This is a genomic window from Acidiplasma sp. (assembly GCF_038728925.1).
GTDB lineage: Archaea > Thermoplasmatota > Thermoplasmata > Thermoplasmatales > Thermoplasmataceae > Acidiplasma > Acidiplasma aeolicum.
Genome location: NZ_JAVYSZ010000005.1, coordinates 54,611 through 74,626, shown reverse-complemented (window position 1 = coordinate 74,626; position 20,016 = coordinate 54,611). Strand labels below are relative to the sequence as shown.

Annotated in this window: 20 protein-coding genes; 10 read left to right on the top strand and 10 right to left on the bottom strand. The window is 35.7% G+C overall.

Features of this window, described 5'->3' with window-relative positions; all coding sequences use genetic code 11:
* Positions 1 to 12 precede the first annotated feature (12 nt).
* Positions 13 to 1,782, bottom strand: a complete 1,770-nt coding sequence (locus QXW15_RS03395) for a ribosome biogenesis/translation initiation ATPase RLI (protein WP_048101969.1) — start codon at positions 1,780 to 1,782, stop codon at positions 13 to 15.
* A 27-nt stretch (positions 1,783 to 1,809) separates the two neighbouring features.
* Positions 1,810 to 2,229, bottom strand: coding sequence for a DUF6015 family protein (locus QXW15_RS03390; protein WP_156150332.1), 420 nt, complete (start codon positions 2,227 to 2,229; stop codon positions 1,810 to 1,812).
* Positions 2,230 to 2,412: 183 nt separating this feature from the next.
* Here QXW15_RS03390 and QXW15_RS03385 point away from each other — a divergent pair, with 183 nt between their 5' ends.
* From QXW15_RS03385 to lipB, 8 genes are read left to right on the top strand one after another with little or no spacing between them, the layout of a single operon-like run.
* Entirely contained in the window at positions 2,413 to 3,813 is a 1,401-nt protein-coding gene (locus QXW15_RS03385; RefSeq protein ID WP_048101970.1) for an MFS transporter, read from the top strand.
* A gap of 30 nt (positions 3,814 to 3,843) precedes the next feature.
* Positions 3,844 to 4,839 (top strand): dihydropteroate synthase, encoded by a 996-nt coding sequence (gene folP, locus QXW15_RS03380; protein ID WP_048101971.1) that lies wholly within the window; start codon positions 3,844 to 3,846, stop codon positions 4,837 to 4,839.
* A 53-nt stretch (positions 4,840 to 4,892) separates the two neighbouring features.
* Positions 4,893 to 5,762, top strand: coding sequence for a lipoyl synthase (lipA, locus tag QXW15_RS03375; RefSeq protein WP_054964168.1), 870 nt, complete (start codon positions 4,893 to 4,895; stop codon positions 5,760 to 5,762).
* Positions 5,755 to 6,786 carry a thiamine pyrophosphate-dependent enzyme gene (locus QXW15_RS03370; RefSeq protein WP_342789952.1) on the top strand — a complete coding sequence of 344 codons (1,032 nt, stop codon included), beginning with the start codon at positions 5,755 to 5,757 and terminating at the stop codon, positions 6,784 to 6,786. The genes lipA and QXW15_RS03370 overlap by 8 nt, the downstream gene beginning before the upstream one ends.
* A complete protein-coding gene (locus QXW15_RS03365; RefSeq protein WP_052656812.1) occupies positions 6,783 to 7,751 on the top strand; it encodes an alpha-ketoacid dehydrogenase subunit beta in 969 nt (322 codons plus the stop codon). Before QXW15_RS03370 ends, QXW15_RS03365 begins: the two co-directional genes overlap by 4 nt.
* 4 nt (positions 7,752 to 7,755) lie before the next feature.
* Positions 7,756 to 8,925 (top strand): dihydrolipoamide acetyltransferase family protein, encoded by a 1,170-nt coding sequence (locus tag QXW15_RS03360; RefSeq protein ID WP_048101972.1) that lies wholly within the window; start codon positions 7,756 to 7,758, stop codon positions 8,923 to 8,925.
* 2 nt (positions 8,926 to 8,927) lie between these two features.
* Positions 8,928 to 10,214: a dihydrolipoyl dehydrogenase gene (gene lpdA, locus QXW15_RS03355; RefSeq protein WP_048101973.1), complete on the top strand. Its 1,287-nt coding sequence runs from the start codon at positions 8,928 to 8,930 to the stop codon at positions 10,212 to 10,214.
* A complete protein-coding gene (lipB, locus tag QXW15_RS03350) occupies positions 10,207 to 10,845 on the top strand; it encodes a lipoyl(octanoyl) transferase LipB (RefSeq protein WP_236688965.1) in 639 nt (212 codons plus the stop codon). Before lpdA ends, lipB begins: the two co-directional genes overlap by 8 nt.
* 45 nt (positions 10,846 to 10,890) lie before the next feature.
* On the opposite strand, the gene QXW15_RS03345 is transcribed toward lipB, so the two are convergent.
* From QXW15_RS03345 to QXW15_RS03320, 6 genes are all read right to left on the bottom strand, one after another.
* Positions 10,891 to 11,424 (bottom strand): cob(I)yrinic acid a,c-diamide adenosyltransferase, encoded by a 534-nt coding sequence (locus QXW15_RS03345; RefSeq protein WP_048101975.1) that lies wholly within the window; start codon positions 11,422 to 11,424, stop codon positions 10,891 to 10,893.
* A 77-nt stretch (positions 11,425 to 11,501) separates the two neighbouring features.
* Positions 11,502 to 11,675: a DNA-directed RNA polymerase subunit K gene (locus QXW15_RS03340; protein WP_048101976.1), complete on the bottom strand. Its 174-nt coding sequence runs from the start codon at positions 11,673 to 11,675 to the stop codon at positions 11,502 to 11,504.
* 85 nt (positions 11,676 to 11,760) lie between these two features.
* Positions 11,761 to 13,407: a methionine--tRNA ligase gene (metG, locus tag QXW15_RS03335; RefSeq protein WP_048101977.1), complete on the bottom strand. Its 1,647-nt coding sequence runs from the start codon at positions 13,405 to 13,407 to the stop codon at positions 11,761 to 11,763.
* An 86-nt stretch (positions 13,408 to 13,493) separates the two neighbouring features.
* Entirely contained in the window at positions 13,494 to 14,555 is a 1,062-nt protein-coding gene (locus tag QXW15_RS03330; protein WP_048101978.1) for a DUF763 domain-containing protein, read from the bottom strand.
* A 161-nt stretch (positions 14,556 to 14,716) separates the two neighbouring features.
* Positions 14,717 to 15,703 (bottom strand): pantetheine-phosphate adenylyltransferase, encoded by a 987-nt coding sequence (locus QXW15_RS03325; RefSeq protein WP_048101979.1) that lies wholly within the window; start codon positions 15,701 to 15,703, stop codon positions 14,717 to 14,719.
* Positions 15,704 to 15,780: 77 nt separating this feature from the next.
* Positions 15,781 to 16,980 (bottom strand): PLP-dependent aminotransferase family protein, encoded by a 1,200-nt coding sequence (locus tag QXW15_RS03320; protein ID WP_048101980.1) that lies wholly within the window; start codon positions 16,978 to 16,980, stop codon positions 15,781 to 15,783.
* An 89-nt stretch (positions 16,981 to 17,069) separates the two neighbouring features.
* Here QXW15_RS03320 and QXW15_RS03315 point away from each other — a divergent pair, with 89 nt between their 5' ends.
* Complete coding sequence (locus QXW15_RS03315) at positions 17,070 to 17,567, top strand: GTPase domain-containing protein (protein WP_048101981.1); 498 nt, start codon at positions 17,070 to 17,072, stop codon at positions 17,565 to 17,567.
* Positions 17,568 to 17,576: 9 nt separating this feature from the next.
* Entirely contained in the window at positions 17,577 to 18,443 is an 867-nt protein-coding gene (locus QXW15_RS03310) for a hypothetical protein (protein WP_048101982.1), read from the top strand.
* Here QXW15_RS03310 and rpsB read toward each other — a convergent pair.
* Entirely contained in the window at positions 18,440 to 19,039 is a 600-nt protein-coding gene (rpsB, locus tag QXW15_RS03305) for a 30S ribosomal protein S2 (protein ID WP_369796406.1), read from the bottom strand. The genes QXW15_RS03310 and rpsB overlap by 4 nt on opposite strands.
* A gap of 46 nt (positions 19,040 to 19,085) precedes the next feature.
* The gene (gene guaA / locus QXW15_RS03300) at positions 19,086 to 20,009 is read right to left on the bottom strand and encodes a glutamine-hydrolyzing GMP synthase (protein WP_055032593.1); all 924 of its coding nucleotides are present in this window, start codon (positions 20,007 to 20,009) and stop codon (positions 19,086 to 19,088) included.
* Positions 20,010 to 20,016 lie beyond the last annotated feature (7 nt).

The following is a 20,016-nucleotide window of genomic DNA, read 5'->3' as shown; positions in this document are numbered from 1 at the left end:
TTTAATAATATTTTATTGGGAATAATAATATTCCCCCTTTAATTTCTGTTCTCTATCAAGTGCACTGTTCAGTTTATTGATTCTTGGACGCTTTGTAAGCTCATCCCTTCTAAATGTTATTCCGAGGCCTTTTAAAAACTCATTCATGCCTGTCCTCATATCCATGGGACCCTTACTGCAACCTTTAATTCCCTGCTGCCCTGTGAAAACAATCAGGGCATCTGAAATTAGGTCTATTAAATATATATCATGATCAACAACTATTGCACTTTTTTTATTATTTTCCATAACCCTCCTTATTATTTTTGCCACATTCATCCTGTAGGCTGAGTCCAGATGGGCAGATGGTTCGTCTATAAGATATATATCAGCATCTGTTGATAATGTAAGTGCAACCGATGTTCTCTGCAATTCACCTCCAGAGAGATCATTAACATTTTTATCATATAGTTCCTCAACATCTAGCGGACCAATTATCTCATTTTTTATGAACTGGTCTTCCATTTTTTCCTTCATGGTTGTTGAAAAGAGTTCATAAACAGTACCGTCAAAATCCGGTGATATGTACTGTGGTTTGTATGCCACCCTTAACTGGTTCTCAACCTGGCCGGAATCTGGCTTTATTGTTCCTGAAAGCATTTTTATAAATGTGGTCTTGCCAAGTGCATTCTGGCCCAGTACACCGATAATCTCCTCCTTATTTATGTATCCTGACCCAACATGAAGCTCAAAGTTTTCAAATTTTTTTTCAAGGTTGGTCCAGGAAGTTATTTTGGTTGTAACTGTTGTTCTTTTACTTGATTTTACATTAAAATCTATTGATGTTGGTCTTATTCTTACATTTTCCTCCCTTAAATAACCTGATAAAAACGCGTTTATTGCCTTATTTGTTGATTTTTCTTTTGTAATTACACCGTATGCACCGGGACTACCATATACCAGATTAATCTGATCTGCAATTTTATCCAGAAGTGCAAGATCATGTTCCACAACCATTACTATTTTGGTTTCAGCCAGTTTTCTAATAATTTCAGATATCCTTATTCTTTCATTAATATCCAGATAGGATGAGGGTTCGTCAAACAGGTATATGTCTGCATCCTTCATCAATGCCATTGCTATGGCAAGTTTCTGGAGTTCACCACCTGATAAATCCCTGATATCCCTGTGCAGTGATGATTCCATTGATAATTCCGATACAACAAAATCAAGATTTCCATTATCATTATTTTTTAATATATCTATTACTGTACCGGAAACAACCCTAGGAATTAAATCCACATACTGATTTTTCAGCACTGCCTTTTTATTTCCATTGTACAGATCCTTAAAATACTGCCCCATCACACTTTTGGAGAATCTTGATATAACCTCATCACGGTTATCCTTAACATTGTAATTACCAAAGTTTGGTATCAATATTCCTGATAAAATATTCATGGTTGTGGTCTTGCCAAGTGCATTCTGGCCAAGAAGTGCTGTTACCCTGCCAGCCGATAGGGATGGCAGTGAATAGAGCCTGAAGGAATCCAGACCGTACTGATGAACTATATTTTTATTTAGCTCATCTGGTATGCTGACTATCTTAATAGCATTAAATGGGCATCTCCTAACGCATATGCCACAGCCAATACAAAGCGATTCTGTAATAACAGGCTGTGCATTTGCATCGGGAAATTCTATAGTTTTTGTTCCATTCCTCACAGGTGGGCAGTAATACTGGCATTCGTGATTGCATCTTTTCGGATGGCATTTATCCTTATCTAGAATGGCTATGTGCATATTTTTAACCTAATAATTATTAATATTTTAATTTGCCTTCCAGTATTCATCTGGAATTTCATTGTAGATATCGAATGTTGAATCATCACTATTTGTCTGTATATTCATTTCTGAGAGTTCTATAACGCGATTAACATTCAAAATCCAGTAATGAATGCGCCATTCCCTTCCATCAAAAAGTGTTGTTTCTTCTCTTTCTGTTTCAAGAATTCCAAGATCCTCCATAGTATAGAAGACATCACGATCCTCCGGCTCAAGCATATTATCAATAACCCGGGTGCCGTACCCAAAGAAGTTAATAATATGTTCCGCTGATGACTGCGCCTCCTCTGACCCCATCTTTCTCTGCTGCAAGCTTAAACCGTTGCTTATTGCCCTTGCAAGCTCATCTATCTTCACATAGTTTCTGGACCTTACCTTTTCTATTTCCACATCGCTTATCGCCATTTCAATCACCTTGATAACATACCATATTACATTTTAAATAATAAGGTTATTCAATTAATTAAAATATGGCTTAAATTATATTTAAATTTTATTATAATTCATGTAATTTTGTCTATATATCTTATATAGAATATATAGGTTATATTTATAATAAATAGGAAAATAGAGAAAATAGTGGCAAAGATGACTACTGTGGACGAGGCCTTGGATAATGCAAAATCCTCAAAGTTTCATTATAAGGTTTTATTTGTGTCAGGTCTTGGATTCTTTACAGATGCATATGACCTTTTCATAATTGGTGTTGTTATACTTATACTACCACTTGCTGGATGGAATAATATATCAATTTTTTATAAGGGATTAATAACATCCACCGCTTTATTATCCGCCATTATAGGGTCAGTTACATTTGGAAGGCTACTAGACTATTTAGGTAGAAAGGAGATATATGGGCTTGAGCTGGTAATGCTAATAGCTGGTGCGCTTGGAAGTGCATTTTTAACACCAACCAACAACATTCTGGTATTTATATTATGGAGATTTCTCCTTGGTGTGGGCATAGGTGGAGACTATGCAACCAGTTCAACAATAATGACAGAATACTCAAATACATTAAACAGGGGCAAATTTGTTGGCACAATATTTTCAATGCAAAGCTTTGGGCTTCTTGCAGGACCATTAATTTCAATATTGTTTTTAACAAGTGGTTTAAGCCCATCATTAACATGGAGGCTACTGCTGGCCATCGGGGGTATACCTGCCATGCTTGTCATATATTTCAGAAGAACCATGCCTGAGCCCCCAAGGTATACTGCAGACGTTCGTGGCGATATTAAAACTGCAGAAAAAAATTTAAGGAGCTACACGGGAATAGATGCCCAATCTAAAAGAGCAGAAAAGGTAAATGCAAAATGGTATGATTTATTTAAGGATAAAAAATTTCTTATAACATTAATAGGCACTGCAGGGACATGGTTTTTAATGGACTGGGCATTTTATGGAAACTCAATTATGTCAAATAGCATTTTATCATTCCTTGTTCCAAGCGGTTTAAACGGAATTAATGCAATTATACTAACAAATAAATATTCAGCGTTAATATTCGGGATAGCAGCCTTTCCTGGATACTGGGTGGCTGTTTTTACACTCGATAAAATTGGCAGAAAAAAAATACAGATTACAGGATTTTTAATGATGGCAATTTCATTTGGTATCATAGCATTGTTTCCAGGGATAATAAGCGCAGCCTATGTTTATTATTTTTTAATGATTTATGGCATTAGCTACTTTTTTATTATGTTTGGGCCAAATGTAACAACGTTTGTCTACCCACCAGAGGTTTTTCCAATATCAACAAGGGGTTTCGGTACTGGCATTTCTGCAGCAGGTGGTAAAACAGGCGCCTTCATAGGAACATTTGCAGATACATTAATACTTGCGTTTACAAATTTAAGCTTCTTAATGTGGATACTCTCAGTCCTTGCAATTTTGGGCTGTGCCATGACAGTTTTTCTTTTGCCAGAAACAAAGGGTAAAACATTGCGTGAATCATCTGGAGAAAACAGATACATGAATCAAACTTAAAATTTTTAAGGTTTTTTAGCATAATGCATTATGAATATTTTATTTCCGTCAAGGAATAATAAAAGAAGTGTTGAAATTTTTACAGAGGATTCCGCTGGAAATACTGTTATCAATGGAAAAAGATTTAATAAATTATATGCAAAAATGGACAGATCTTTTATAAAGGACTTTCTGGAAGAAAATAAGATATTTTCTGGCTATGAGGATAAAATTTCTGAAAATATGGTAAATAAGATTGATAATAAAAAAACAGTGATTATGGGGATTTTAAATGCAACCCCGGATTCTTTTTATGCCGGTTCAAGGATTCTGGATAAGAGCAGAATAGATTCAATGCTTGATGAAAAACCTGATATAATTGATATAGGGGGTGAAAGTACAAGGCCGGGCAGTCTTCCTGTGCCACCAGATATTGAGACTGAAAGAATAAGACCTGTTATTGATTACATAAAATCTGTATCAAACATACCTGTATCAATTGATTCAAGAAATTATGATACAATAAAGGCTGTTATTAGCATGGATATAGATTATATAAATGATATATCAGGTTTCTCTGATGAAAGAATGATAAAAATTGCATGCGATTATAATGTTAGGGCTATTGTAATGCATATGATAGGCACACCACAGACAATGCAGAACTTTACTGAATACGATGACATTATATTTGAGATAAATAATTTTTTTTATTCCAGGATAAATAAAATGTTAAAATTTGGCATAAAACCAGAGAATATAATAGTAGACCCTGGCATAGGTTTTTCCAAGGATACCAATGGAAATATTACCATATTAAGGTCTCCATGGTCTTTCTTTCTTGGCTTTGACACACTGTTTGGCACATCAAGAAAAAGATTCATAGGCACATTAACCGGATCTGATGTTAATGATAGACTGGGTGGAACAATAGGAACATCAATTTATTTGAGTGAGAATGGGGTTGATATACTTAGGGTTCATGACCCTGCCCAGAACAGGGATGCAATAAATGTATTCAGAAAATTAACGTCCATCGACGAATAATTTTCTTTGTTTTTTACGTATAGTTTAAATAGATTTCTGCGATTAATCATATAATGATTAAGGTACCGTACAGTGTGAAACTGCCTTCTGGCGAGAGATATTCATTTATAAAAAATACATTAAAATCACGTACACTGTATACAGTATGTGAGGAGGCACACTGTCCAAATATGGGGGAATGCTGGGAGAGTGGTACAGCAACTTTTATGATTCTTGGGTCTAACTGCTCGCGTGGGTGTAGATTCTGTGCGGTTACCCACGGAAAAATGCTACCAATTGATCCAGATGAACCACAGAAGGTTTATGAGGCTGTAAAATTAATGAGGCTGGATTTTGTTGTCATTACCTCTGTTGACCGTGATGACCTTCCAGATAAGGGGTCACAGGCTTTTGCCAATGTAATATCTAAACTTAAAACAGCTAATGTTAAAATAGAGGTTTTAATACCAGATTTTAGCGGAATCCATGAGTTTATTGATAAAATAATAAATGCCGCCCCTGACGTCATTGCACATAATATAGAGACAGTACGCAGGCTTACGCCACACGTAAGGGACCCAAGGGCCGGGTACGATCAGAGCCTAAACGTTCTTAAATATGTTAAATCCGTTAATAAAAAGATGATTACAAAGTCATCAATAATGATTGGACTTGGAGAGACTGATGAGGAGGTCATTGAGGCCATGAAGGATCTTAGGAATGCGGGCGTTAACATTTTAACTGTGGGGCAGTATCTAAGGCCAACAAAAAAACAGCTCGAGGTAGTGGAATATTCCCCAATTGAGAGATTTAAATATTTCGAGGAAAGTGGATATAAAATGGGTTTTGATTACGTTGCCTCAGGCCCGTTGGTAAGAACATCCTACAGGGCAGCGGAGGCGTACGTAAAGGGAATGCTGAATGGAGGTGGAAATTATGATTGAAGAGGCAGATATTAGTAATGAAAAGGTGTTGGAGGCTTACAGGAATCTTGTAATGGAAAGAATGCTGGATAAAAAGATGCTAAATGCAAGCAGGCAGGGGTTTTTGCCGTTTTACATACCACTGATGGGGCATGAGGCCATACATATTGGTATTGGCCTTGCATTGAGGAATGTTGATTATTTTTATCCATACTACAGGGATTTTGGTGCACTGGTCCAGCTTGGAATTCCCATGGATATGATAATGTCCCAGGTTTTTTCCAATGCATCAGATAATGAGCTTGGCAGGGATATGCCGGATCATGTCTCATTTAAAAAATACAATATAGGGGCTGTAATAACACCCGTGGCTGGACACCTCATGTCGGCTGCCGGAATTGCATATGCAAAGAAATATAGAAAGTCTGATGGAGCGGTATTGACAACCTTTGGAGATGGGGCAACATCAACACCAGATTTCCATGTTGCAATGAACTTTGCAGGTGTTTATGACCTTCCTATGGTATTTTTGTGTGAAAATAATGGATTTGCAATATCTGTGCCAACATATCCAAATGAGGAGGGGCAGTCAGATGCATACGAGGAGACAAGAGGCCCAATATATAAAAAGGCGGAGGCCTATGGTTTTGAGGGCATAAGAATTGACGGCACAAGCTTTTTGGAGGTTTATAAGCAAACAAGAAAGGCGCTTGAAAATGCGTCCAATGGGCCAGTGCTGATAGAGGCAATGACATACAGAATGGGGCCGCACTCCACTGCTGATGATCCGAATAAATACAGAAAGGACGAGGTTCCAGAGGGGAGTGATAAGGATCCCCTTATTGTAAACCAGAAAATATTGAAGGACATGGGTATTCTCACGGAGAAGAAAATTCAGGATATAAACAATGAAATTGATGATTTGACAAGCAAACTTGTAGACAAATATGAAAAAGCACCAAAACCTGATAAAAAAACAATACTGGATAATTTATATGAAACAGACCCATGGTATATAACTGAGGAAAGGGGTGATATAGAATGACCACAATGACAATGGTAAAGGCACTTAACAGTGCGCTTGACAATGCAATGGAAAGGGATGATTCAATAATTTTAATGGGAGAGGATGTTGGCGTAGATGGCGGTGTCTTCAGGGTAACTGATGGGCTTCTGGCAAAATATGGAAAGGAAAGGGTTCTGGATACACCACTTGCAGAACTAGGAATAGTTGGGTTTGGAATTGGAATGTCCATGGCCGGCCTAAAGGCAATACCTGAAATACAGTTTCAGGATTTTATATACACAGCAATGGATCAGATAATAAACCAGATGGCAAAGCTAAGGTACAGAACCAATGGAGATTACACACTTCCAATGGTTCTTAGAACACCCTACGCTGGGGGTGTTCACGGCGGGCCCTACCATTCACAGGCTGGAGAGGCATACTTTGCCCACACGCAGGGTTTAACTGTTGTAACACCATCAAATCCATATGATGCCAAGGGTTTATTATTATCATCGATAGAGCTTAATGATCCGGTTATATTTTTGGAGCCTAAAAGGCTTTATTATGCAACAAAGGGGGATGTCCCGGACGATTACTATACAGTTGACCTAAGAAAGGCCAATATTTTAAAGGAGGGTGATGACCTTACAATTATAACATATGGACCAACAGTTCCGCTTGTCATGGATACTGTAAACAAGAACAATGTAAATGCGGATGTTATTGATTTAAGAACAATAAACCCCTTTGATGTTGATGCCATTTTAAATAGTGTGAAAAAAACCTCAAGGGCGGTTATAGTTACAGAATCCCCAAGGTTATTTGGCGTAAGTGCTGAAATTTCTGCAACCATAGCGGAAAGGGCAATTGATTATCTTGCAGCACCAATATTAAGAGTTTCAAGCCTTGATATACCTGTGCCATTCGCGCTTGAGGATTATTATGTGCCAAATGAGCAAAAAATAATGAAAGCAATAAATAAAGTTTTGCAATACAGGTGATGTTATGTATACATTAAAATTACCACCAATCGGCGAGGGGATACAGGAAGGAGAAATAGTAAAATGGGATGTTAAGGAAGGAGATACCATAAAAAAGGATCAGGACATTGTTGAGGTTATGACTGATAAGATTACTGTGAGAATACCTGCCCCGGTATCAGGAAAGATTTCAAAAATTCTGGTTCCAGAGGGCAAAACAGTAAATATCGGTGATCCGATAGTCCAGATAGATTCACCGGATGAATCAAATGAGGTAACCACGGAGAATAAACCGGTGGAGGAACAGCCAAAAACTGAACAGGTATACTCTGTTAATAATGAGAACATACCGTCTGTGAAGGCCACACCATCTGTAAGGGCCTATGCCAGGTCAAAAAATGTTGATATATTAAAGGTAAAACCAACCGGTCCTGATGGCAGAATAACAAAGGACGATATTGACGCATACCTTAAAAATACCACTGCGCAGAAAACAGAGGTAAAAAAACCGGAAAATCCTGCTGCAGGTGATGAAATTTTCAATGTAAGTGGCATCAGAAAGGTAATTTTTGATAAAATGACAAAATCAAAACAGATAATGCCACATTTCACTGTAACTGATTTTGTGGAAACCCAGGAAATACAAAAAACCATAGAATATTATGCAAAAAAGGAGTATCTGAGTTTTACGTCATTCTTTGTTAAGGCATGCACCATTGCATTTAAGGATTTTCCAAAATTAAATGCCATATACAATGAGAATGACAAAAATTATACCATTAAAAAGGCATACAATATAGGTGTTGCTGTGGACTCACCGTATGGTTTAACTGTTGTGGTGATAAAGGATGCCGATAAAAAGGATTTGTTTACAATCTCAAAGGAAATTAAGGACCTTGCTGAAAAGGCTAGAAATAATACACTTACACTGGATGAGGTGCGTGGTTCCACATTTTCAATAACCAATATAGGTGCAATAGGCGGTATTATGTCAACACCTGTAATAAATTATCCGGAGGTTGCCATACTTGCAGTAAACTCCAGAACAACAGCAATAATCAACAATGAAATGAAAACAGGTCTGTATCTAACCCTGGCATGTGATCACAGGTTAATCGACGGTGCTGAGGCGGCCAGATATCTTCAGAGGGTAAAGGAAATACTTGAGCACCCCATGGCATTTATTGGTGATTAAAAATGGATTATGATGTAATAATTCTTGGTGCAGGTGCAGGTGGTTATCTTGCTGCCCTGCATCTGGCCAAAAAAAAGAAAAAGGTTCTTATTATTGAGAAAGAGAAATTCGGTGGTGAATGCCTAAACTATGGGTGCATACCATCAAAGGCATTAATAGAACTCTCTGAAAATATATTTTACCTAAAAAATATGCCTGGCATGACCCTTGATTATAAACTCAACATGAAGGACTGGCAGGCATGGAAAGATTCAATGATAAAGAAAATTACAGGCGGTGCTGAGGGTGCATGCAAGGCCAGCGGCGCCACTGTGCTTTACGGGGAGGGAAAAATAGTCAATAAAAATACGGTTAATGTAGATGGTAAAAATTATACTGCAGATTATTTAATTCTTGATACCGGTTCTGTACCTGTAAAAATAAAAGGTATAGATGATGTTTATTATAACCGTGAAATTCTCGCAATAGACCATATACCAGAAACACTTGTTGTTATTGGTGGCGGTTATATAGGCATTGAGATGGGTACGGCATTCAGGAAACTTGGTTCTGATGTATATATTGTTGAAATGAAGGATAGGATACTTCCTGAGGTTGATGAATATCTTTCTAGGGCAGTTGATAAAAGGCTCAGAGATCTTGGAATAAAAATTTTAACCAGTAGCAGGGTTCTTGGTGTGAAAAAGAACAAGAATTATACTGTAAAAATAGAAAATTCCGGCGATATAATTGCGGAAACCGTTTTAATGGCCGTTGGCAGAATGCCAAATACACAGGGATATGGCCTAGAAAACCTCAATCTTGAAATGGATGGGCGGTTTATAAAAACGGACCAGCATAAAAGAACAAGTGTGGATAATGTTTATGCCATAGGCGATGTTTCAGGAATGCCCATGCTTGCACATAAGGCATTTTATGATGCCTATGTTGCATCTGAAAATATTCTTGGCAATGATACAGTGGTGGATTATAAATCCATGCCAATGGTGGTTTATACAGACCCGGAAATAGCATTTACAGGTAAAACAACAGATAAATATAAGCAGATACCTGCCATGGCAAATCCCAGAACACTGACAATGAACCAGCAGGATGGCTTCTTTAGGGTATATTACAATGATGATGGGACAATAAGTGGTGCGGGTATCGCAGCGCCAAGATCCTCAGAGATTATAGCTGAAATTGGGCTGGCCGTTGAATCTGGTTTAACACTGGATGATATGTTTATGACCGTACATCCCCATCCCACGGTATCTGAGGGCATTAAGGATGCATGCGAAAATGATTAATTATTATATTGATTTAAAACGCATGGATTATGAGAAATGCCTTCGATTACAGTACCACCTTGTGGAATTAAGAAAAAATGATAAAATACCAAATACCGCACTTTTTGTTGAGCATAACAGCATATACACCATAGGAAGAAAGGCAGACCCAAAAAACTATGAAAATGTTAATGTATATAAAACTGACAGGGGTGGCGATGTTACATATCATGGCCCGGGGCAGATAGTAAATTATTTTATCTTCGATGTAAATATTGATGGCAGGAGGGAAATTAGAAGATTCCTTGAAAATATTGAAAATGCATACATTAAGATGCTGGGTTCCTTTGGGTATTCGGCCATGCTGGATGAGGAGCCCGGTATATGGATAGAAACTGAAAAGGGAAAAAAGAAGGTTGCCTCAATTGGACTCGCAGTAAAAGATAATATTTCATATCACGGTATTGCCCTAAATATAGGGCAGGAGGCTGTCAATGGCTTTAATCTAATAAACCCCTGTGGACTTGATAACAGCGTTATGTCCTATGTTGATATACCAAGAGATAAGGCCATAGAGGCAATAGTTTCGTCACTGGCTGACTACTTTGGGGAATTCCAGAAAATAAATATAGACGACATCAAATTATTATAAAAGCCATAAGGTCTACATTTAAGAAATAATTTATATATAATATTTCTATGAGGTTCTTTTAATATCCCAAATTCTCTCCTCAATGCCAAGCCTTTTGTTCGATGCAAGTGCATGCATAAAAAGAAGTGATGAAAGTCTGTTTAAATAAATTAAAATATATTTATTTACCTGCATTTTCTTGGATACATATACTGCAAGCCTTTCTGTTCTTCTGGCAACGGCCCTTGCCATATGAAGTGAAACTGCGGAAATATCACCATCTGGAACAATAAAAAGGTGTATTTTACCAATTTCTTCACGGTATTTTTTCACAGATTCCTCAAGCCACCTTACATCCTCATCCTTAATTGTTCTGTGGGTGCTTTCTGCAGTTATATCCTCACCAATAACAAAGATGTCGTTCTGAATTTTTTTTAGATCATTTTTTATGTCTTCCCATTTTGAATTTATGAGGGCAAAACCAACAAATGTGTTTAATTCATCAAGGGTTCCCTCGAGGTCCACCATGGGGGAATCCTTACCAACCCTTATTCTCAGGCCGGTATCGGTTTCCCCGGAATCGCCACGTCTTGTAAACATAATAGCATATAATATGCACAGATTTAATATTTTTTAGTTTTAATTTTGACAAAAATATATATAAATAATAATATTTTTTATTCTTTTCTTTTTATGGTAATTGGTATAACATTGTTATTAAATTCACACATTGCAATTTCAATGGGATCAATGATGTCAGGGGAAATATCTATAATCACAGGTGCACCCATTGCAATTTGCAATGCCCTGGCACCAATTATTCTCGCCTTTTCAAATTTTGTCAACATCATAAAAATCATTTAAAGCATAAACTGTATTAAATAATATTACATAAATGTTTCGAATATTATGATAAATATATATTATTTTTATAAATTAATTGTTAATAACCTCGCCAAAATCAAGTTTTGTAAATGGTGGATTCTGTTTTTTTATTGCAAATTCATCTATTGAAAGTAATTTTTCAAATGTACTGCCCTCTATTTTCACTGTATTATTTATCATTGACCAAACCTCAGAGGCACCCGTTGGGACATATGGATAAATCATTAATATGAGGTACTGTGCAATTTTTAATGAAGTATAAAGTATATCATTGCATGCTTCCTTATTCTCTTTTATTATCTTCCATGGCTGCGCGTTATTAAAATACTGATTTGCGGATATAACCAGTTCAAGCCATATTTGAAGACCCCTCTTTATATGTATTTCAGATACCTCCTGACTATACTGATCAAATTTTTCCTTAAACATATCAAGGATTTTTTTATTTTCCCCGGATAACTTTTCAGGTTTATGTATGCTTAACTTATTTTTATCAATAAAACTTATAAGCCTGTAAATATAATTGCCAAACTTGTCCACCAGTTCCGAATTAACCTTGTCCTGAAATTCCCTCATGGAAAAATCAGAATCCCCTGTTTCAGGGAGTATTGATGCCATATAATATCTTAATGAGTTTTTATCCGCTATCTTTAAAATTTCATTTACAGTAAAACCTATGCCCCTGCTTTTAGAAAACTGTTCACCCTGGAATCTGAGATACTCATTTGCCGGAACATTATAAGGTAGATTATAATCTCCATGGGCTATTAGCATTGCAGGCCAGATAATTGTATGAAATGGTATGTTATCCTTGCCAATAAAATAATATGATTTTATATTCTTATCAAGCCAGAATGATTTCCAGTATTCAGGGTTGCCAATTTCCGTGGAATATTCCCTTGCACCTGTGATATAGCCTATTAGAGCCTCAAACCAGACATATATTTTTTTATGTTCATAACCATTTATTGGTATTGGGACACCCCAGTCAAGATCCCTTGTAATTGCCCGTGGCTTGAGACCATCACTTACAAAATTCTTTGTATATTTTAACACATTTGGTTTCCAAAAATCCTTGGTACCAAGGTATTCAAGAAGTGAGTCCTGAAGTTTATTTAGCATTAAAAAATAATGCTCTGTTTCCCTGAATTCTGGCCTTTCCCCACCAATTTTGCACACAGGATCAATAAGTTCTATTGGGTCAAGTGTACGTCCACAGTTATCACACTGGTCGCCCCTGGCCTCCTTATAACCACAGTATGGGCATGTTCCCTCTATATACCTGTCCGGCATAAACCTATTTGATTTTCTGCAGTATGGTGATACCATATATCTTTTTTCAAGAAATCCCTTCTCCAGAAGGTTCATAAAAAATTCATCAACGTCCTTAACATGTTCAGCGTCTGTTGTTCTTGTAAATTTATCGAAGATAATATCAACATTTCTGAATGTTTCCATATGTTCTGAATGATATTTATCTGCTATTTCCTGTGGTCTTTTATTATTTTTTTCGGCTGTTATTGTAATGGGAGTGCCGTATTCATCACTGCCAGATATGAACATTACCTCTGTACCCGATAACCTGCTGAAACGTACAAATATATCCGCACCAAGATATGCACCTGCCAGATGTCCGAGATGCAGTGGCCCGTTGGCATAGGGTAATGCACAGTTAACCATAATTTTTTGTTCATTCATTGCAACTATATAATAAAATGAAATTTAACTTTTTATTAATAAAAAATGCAGCGTATTTATATTTTTAAAAAATTTATGTGCATGAATTATATTTTTCCTGACCTAGCAAAGCTCATTTTTGCAAGATTTCTTGATACGTTTTTATAGTATGTATTTCCATTTAATATCTGTTTATAAAAATCAATGGCAATATCATAATCATGTATGTTAACAGGCTTTGGGACTCCATCCTTACCGCCCAGACAGAATGAGAACTTAACAGGATCTGTAAATGAGGGTTTATCGCCATATACAAGTTCAGCAAGATATGACAGAGCCCTAATGGTGGATTTATCCACCCCTTTTATGTTTATTAGTTCTCCAAAGTTATCAGGATTGTATTCATAAAGCATCTTCATTTTTTCCCAGTTTATCTTAAAATTTAAATCAAGAACGGGGCGTGATTCCATGTAATTATCAAGTGTTCTCTGTCTCATATAGTTAACTGGATTCTCCTTAATCAATGAAATAATATCCTTCCTATTCTGCTCACTTTTTGACGTTGAAAGATCAAGTATGTTTGAATTTTCAAAACCGGCAATTCCATTCCTTTTATCGCTGTAAAAATCGATATTATTTTTAATCCAGTGATAGCGCCTGGCCAGACCAATTTTTTGATTCATGCCCTGGTTAATAACAGCATAATTGCCATTATAATCCAGAATAATAAACTGCATGTAAAGATCAAATCCATCCTGAAGAACCTTATTGTCTATTTTTCCAATAATCCTTGAATCCTCACGGATCTTAGATAAAATGCCTGATTTAATATTCCCATCCTGTTCAAGTTTATCAAATTCCTCTCTAATAGAGTTTAGATGCCTGCCCTTCCCTCCCAGGATTTTAACCTCATCCTTTTTATTTAGATATTCCTTAAGTGCACTCAGCGTTGCAGTGGTTGTACCACTCGAATTCCAGTCAAAGCCTATGGCAAGTGAAAGTGAGTGAAACCAGAATGGATCGGCAAGTTTTTCAAGGAAAAAATCTGTGCTATAATTTTCTATCATAATATCTGATATTATGCCACCAAGCTCAACCATTCTTTTATAAAGGTATTCAGGCGGGTGGCCATAGTGAAGCGGCATTATTGAGCTACCATTATTTCTCATTATAGATAAATATGAATATTAACAATATATTATTTTCCATAGCGATTTATAAAAGTTTTTGAAAGGTTTATTTATAAAAATAAATGAAATTCTTTTTGTTTTTATAATTTTTATATTTAAACATATAATGAGATTTTTTAATCTCTGGTAAATTGGTATTTTTATTTCATCCATCTAAAATCAAATATATTATAAAGGTCCGGCCTGAATCTCACTATAAAGGCATTTCTAATGGATTCCATTATAAGGTCATACCTTTTTATATTGTAATTTGATATTAAACCTATAATACCCTCCCTTTTACCGATATCAGGTATATTATATATCTCCTTTATTGCATCGGATACGGACAGGCCTGACCTTACCACATCAACAATATCTTCAGGCAGTTCAAATCCACTGCTTACGCCTGTGGTTATTCTGCTATAACGGTCTATTACAGCACAGTAATGGAAATCATAATAAACATTGTTTATTTTATTATAAAACAATCCAGATTCTATGCCAATGGAATAATCATTATCCCTTAAACCCTTCATGGCACGGAGCCTTGCGAGCCTTGGCGTATCGTCACCGTATGGCTGATCTGTATCGGTTTCATACTCATGATTCTCAATAACATCAAAATTTTTCATGAATTTATTTAAAAAATCCCTAAGCGCCATTGTTTTTAAACTATTATTTGTGGATATTGAGATTTTAATTGGATTTTTCCTCTTGCCTGTTCTTGTTATTTCACCATATTCAATTCTTGTGGAGCTAATTGGAAAAAAATCCTCTGCCAGAACAAAGGGCACCTTAATTATGTTTAATGGCCTCATATTCATTTCATTGCGTTTATTATTAATATAAATCGCGGTTGAATATGTTTCCGGAGAAACAATGAGATTTGCCTCTTTTATTTTTAATGTCTCGCCAAATTTATCATTTAGTTCATGAATTTCGTAATTATCTGTATATTTATCCATAAATTTTTTTAGCCTTTTTAGCCTTGTTCGATATTTTATTATAAATTCCTTGTTTCCAATGACATAATCATCACTGGTCAGGCCTATAATCACCCTGCATCCGGTATCTATTGCTGTTCTGAGCATTAATTCATGGCCCTTATGAAAATGGTTAAAGGTGCCACCCACCAAAGTATACATATAAGGAAATTAAAAAAACATTATTAAAATATCTCCATGTGACATTTAACTCCATCCAATATTTTAAAATTTAAAGATCAGTTTTTAACCTCCTCCTCTATAGTTTTTGCAAGCCTCCTGACACCCTCCACTATATCAGAATCAGAGGAATATGTAAAATTAAGCCTCATGGTGTTAATTTCTGGATTGTTTTGATAAAATGCAGAACCTGTAATATATGCAACCTTATTTTTTAGTGCCCTTTCAAGCATTTTTGATGTATCTATATTATGGTTAAGTTTTAACCATAGGAACATTCCACCATCAGGCTTTGACCAGACAGCGTCCTTTACATGTTCATCAAGTGATTCCAGCATTATATCCCTCTTCTTTTTATAGAGTTCTATGGTTTTTGGTATCTGCTTATATATTATTCCCCTGTTAAGATACTCATATGCTATGTACTGGGATAACGAATCACTTGCCAGATCAAGGGCCTGCTTAAGTATATTGTATCTTGATAGGACCTCAGGCTGTGATACTGTATAACCGGTTCTTAATCCGGGTGACATCACCTTTGAGAATGTGCCAAGATATGTAACAATATCATGGTCATCAAGGCTTTTTAATGTGGGAATTTTTGTTCCAGAATATCTTAAATCACCATATGGATTATCCTCTATGACCGGTATATTATTTTCGTATGCTATCTCCAAAAGCTGTTTTCTCCTATCAAGAGTCATTGTATATCCTGCAGGGTTTTGAAATGTGGGTATTGTGTATATGAACTTTGGTTTCTTTCCAATGGATTTTAGATATTCAAGCTGTTTTTCAAGTTCTTCAATAATCATACCATTTGAGTCCATTTTTACAGATACTGAGTTAACAAGATTGGCATTTAGTGATGATATCATCCCAACGTATGTTGGTGCCTCTGTAATAACATAATCTCCAGGATTTGCAAATATTTTTGACAGGGCATAAAGTGATTGCTGTGAACCGGTGGTGACCATTATGTTATCTGTATCTGTTTTTATATTTTCATCCCTATCTAGAAATTTCCTTATCTCATTTTTTAACAGCTGTAATCCGTCTGTCTGTCCGTACTGCAGAGCCTGGGATGCATAATTCTCTATAACATCATCCATAATTTCCTTAAGTTCTGCGGAGGGGAAAGTTTCCGGATTTGGAAGACCCCCACCAAACGATATCATACCGGGCATGGTCACATACTTCAATAGAGACCTAATTTCAGAGGATTTCATCTTCCTTAAGTTATCAGAAAATTCAAAACTCATGGCTAATTATATTAAGACGATATATAAATTTTTATTATGGGAATAAGAAAATAAAAAAATATTTTATAATGGTTATTAATTAAAAGCCAATGGTTCAAAAGGCAATTTGGAAGGTCACGGTTACAGGAGCAAAAAATTCGGGTAAAAGTTCACTAATATCTGCAGCTGTTTATAACTCTGATAAACCTGTGGCACCCAAAGGTTTTATAAGAAAAAAGGTGCAGGGCAGGATAAATGATGATGAATATGATATAGACCTCCTTTTTTATGAAACGCCACTTGAATTAAAATCTGATAAATTTATATCAAAATCCACTTTTATTTTGTTAACTGTGGATATAACAGATGCAAATAGTCTAAAAATGGCCGGAGATTTTGTAAAGCTGTTTTCAGATTCTGAGATATTCCTGGTTGCAATGAAGTCTGATTTAAGGTATATATCCCAATTCTGGATTCCGGAACTTGATAAATTCTACAGAAGCTATGGTGTATCATATTATTTATACAATACAAAGGAGGATTTTTCCCCAATCCTGTCTGAACTTATAGAAAAAACATTTAACAAAATTTATAATAAAAATAAGTGATATGCAAAAATGGGAATTTTTTGTGGGAAATTTGAGTTTAAATTAAGAAATATAAGTATATCCCAGATTATAAACAAGTATCATATAGGCAAATTCTTAAATGGAGATTTTTTTCTAGATCCATGTGAGGCCTTATACCTGTTTTTAAAGGGTAAAATTGAATCATTAAATGGTAATGACCTGGATTTTTTTCTAAATAATATCTTTACAGATGATATATACATATACATTGTATATGAAATATTAAAGAATAAGGGATTTTACATAAAAAGAAATGGAAATAAATTTTATTATAAAAAGACAAAAAAATCGGATTATACAAATTTTGTAATTTTAAAAAGGGAAACAGATATTGTATCATTTGAGGAACTATACAATGAAACTCCGGGAATATTTATTACTCTTGATGAGGACCATAGCATCACATATCATATGACAGAACATATAGACCCCATGGGGATGGCTGAGAATATGCCTGAAAAAATATGCATTAAAAATGCAGGCAGCATATATTATTCATTAAACACCCCTGAATGGTTCGGGGAAAAATTTTATTCTTTAAACATATTAAACAACTTTGAAAGAAGATTTGTTGAAAATAAAATTATGACACCTGAGGAAAAACTATATGCTGATTTAATTAAAAGAAATTTTATTGTAAAAAGTGGATTTAAATATGGAGAACACTTTAGGATTTATTCTGAATCCATGGATATGCATGCCGAATATTTAATTGGTTTAATAGATAAAGAAGAATGGTATAAAATTAGCAGGGCTGTTAGGTTATCAGTAAGTGTTAGAAAATCAATGGTTTTTGCCGGCTTTATAAACAATGAAATAAAATATATAGAAATGAAAAGGATAAAAGATATTTAAATCTGGACCTCAAAATCATCTATTTTTGCCTGCATGTCGTCATATGTTTTTATGTCGCCGCGATCCTTTAAAACCTCCCTTGCAAGAAGCCAGTATATCAGGGCAAGAGACATCCTTCCCTTATTGTTTGTTGGAATTATTAAATCAACAAAGTCGGTTTTATTGTTGGCATCGCAGAGTGCTATTATGGGTATTCCTATTTTAATTGCCTCCTTCATTGCCTGTGTATCGGCAAGCGGGTCTGTTATCACTATTACCTTGGCGCTTGAATATGATTTGAGCATCGGATTGGTTAATGTTCCGGGTATAAACCTGCCTATTATGGAGTTTGACCCAACTATTTCAGAAAATTTAGCAACCGGTCTGAATGCATACTGTCTCTGGGCCACAACAAGGATATCCTCTGGTTTGTATCTTGCCAGCATTTTTCCTGCTTCTATTATTGCATGATTTGTCTTTTTAATATTTAATATGTATAAACCATCGTTCCTAATTTTAAATATATATTTATCCATATCCTTTGATTTGATCTGTGTACCAATATGGACACCAGATTTCTGGTATTCTTCTTCTGGTATCAGTAATTGTTCTTCCATCATGTAAATCTACCTATTTTATCTATGATTATAAATTATTATATAATTATTCCCATTCTATTGTTGCCGGAGGTTTATTTGTTATGTCATAAACAACCCTGTTAATCTCAGGGATTTCGTCTGTTATTTCTGTTGATATCTTTTCAAGAAGGTTCCAGTCCGGCCTGCTAAAGGTGCCTGTCATTCCATCAAGGGTATCAATAAATCTTATTGCAACAGTTTTACCATATGAACGCTGATCACCATGAACGCCGGTTGTATTTACTGGCAGTAAAACGGCAAAGTACTGCCATGGCCTTTCATGCATGTTCTCCATAACATTTCTCTCAACAATGTCTGTTGCTTTTCTTATCAGATCAAGTTTTTCCTCTGTAACCTCGCCTATTATTCTAATTGACAGGCCTGGGCCAGGAAAGGGCATAATTTCAGGGATGCCAAGATATTTTGATACCTCCCTAACCTCATCCTTATAAAGATCTCTTAGTGGTTCTATAAGCTTTAATTTCATATTTTCTGGCAGTCCACCAACGTTGTGATGGCTTTTAATTGTATCTCTGGACTGCCCGCCACTTTCTATCCAGTCAGGTGCTATTGTACCCTGAAGCAGATATTCTGCGCCAAAATCTTTTGCAGCCTCCTCAAAAACATCTATAAAGGTTTTTCCCACTATCTTCCGCTTCTGTTCAGGATCTGTAATGCCCTTTAAATTTTGAATGAACCTCTGCCGTGCATCAATAATTTTATAATTGATATTATATTTTTTAAAAATTTTTTCTGCATTTTCCACCTCATGAAGCCTTAATAAACCGGTGTCAACAAAAATAACAAGTATATCCCGTGAAACCATTCCAGCTATTACAGAAAGCAGTGTGCTGTCCTGACCACCTGAGCATGCCAGTATTCCCTTACCCTTCAGCTGTGATTTAATCTGTAATTTGGCATCCTCTATGAACTGTTCTGGTTTAACCATGTAGCCT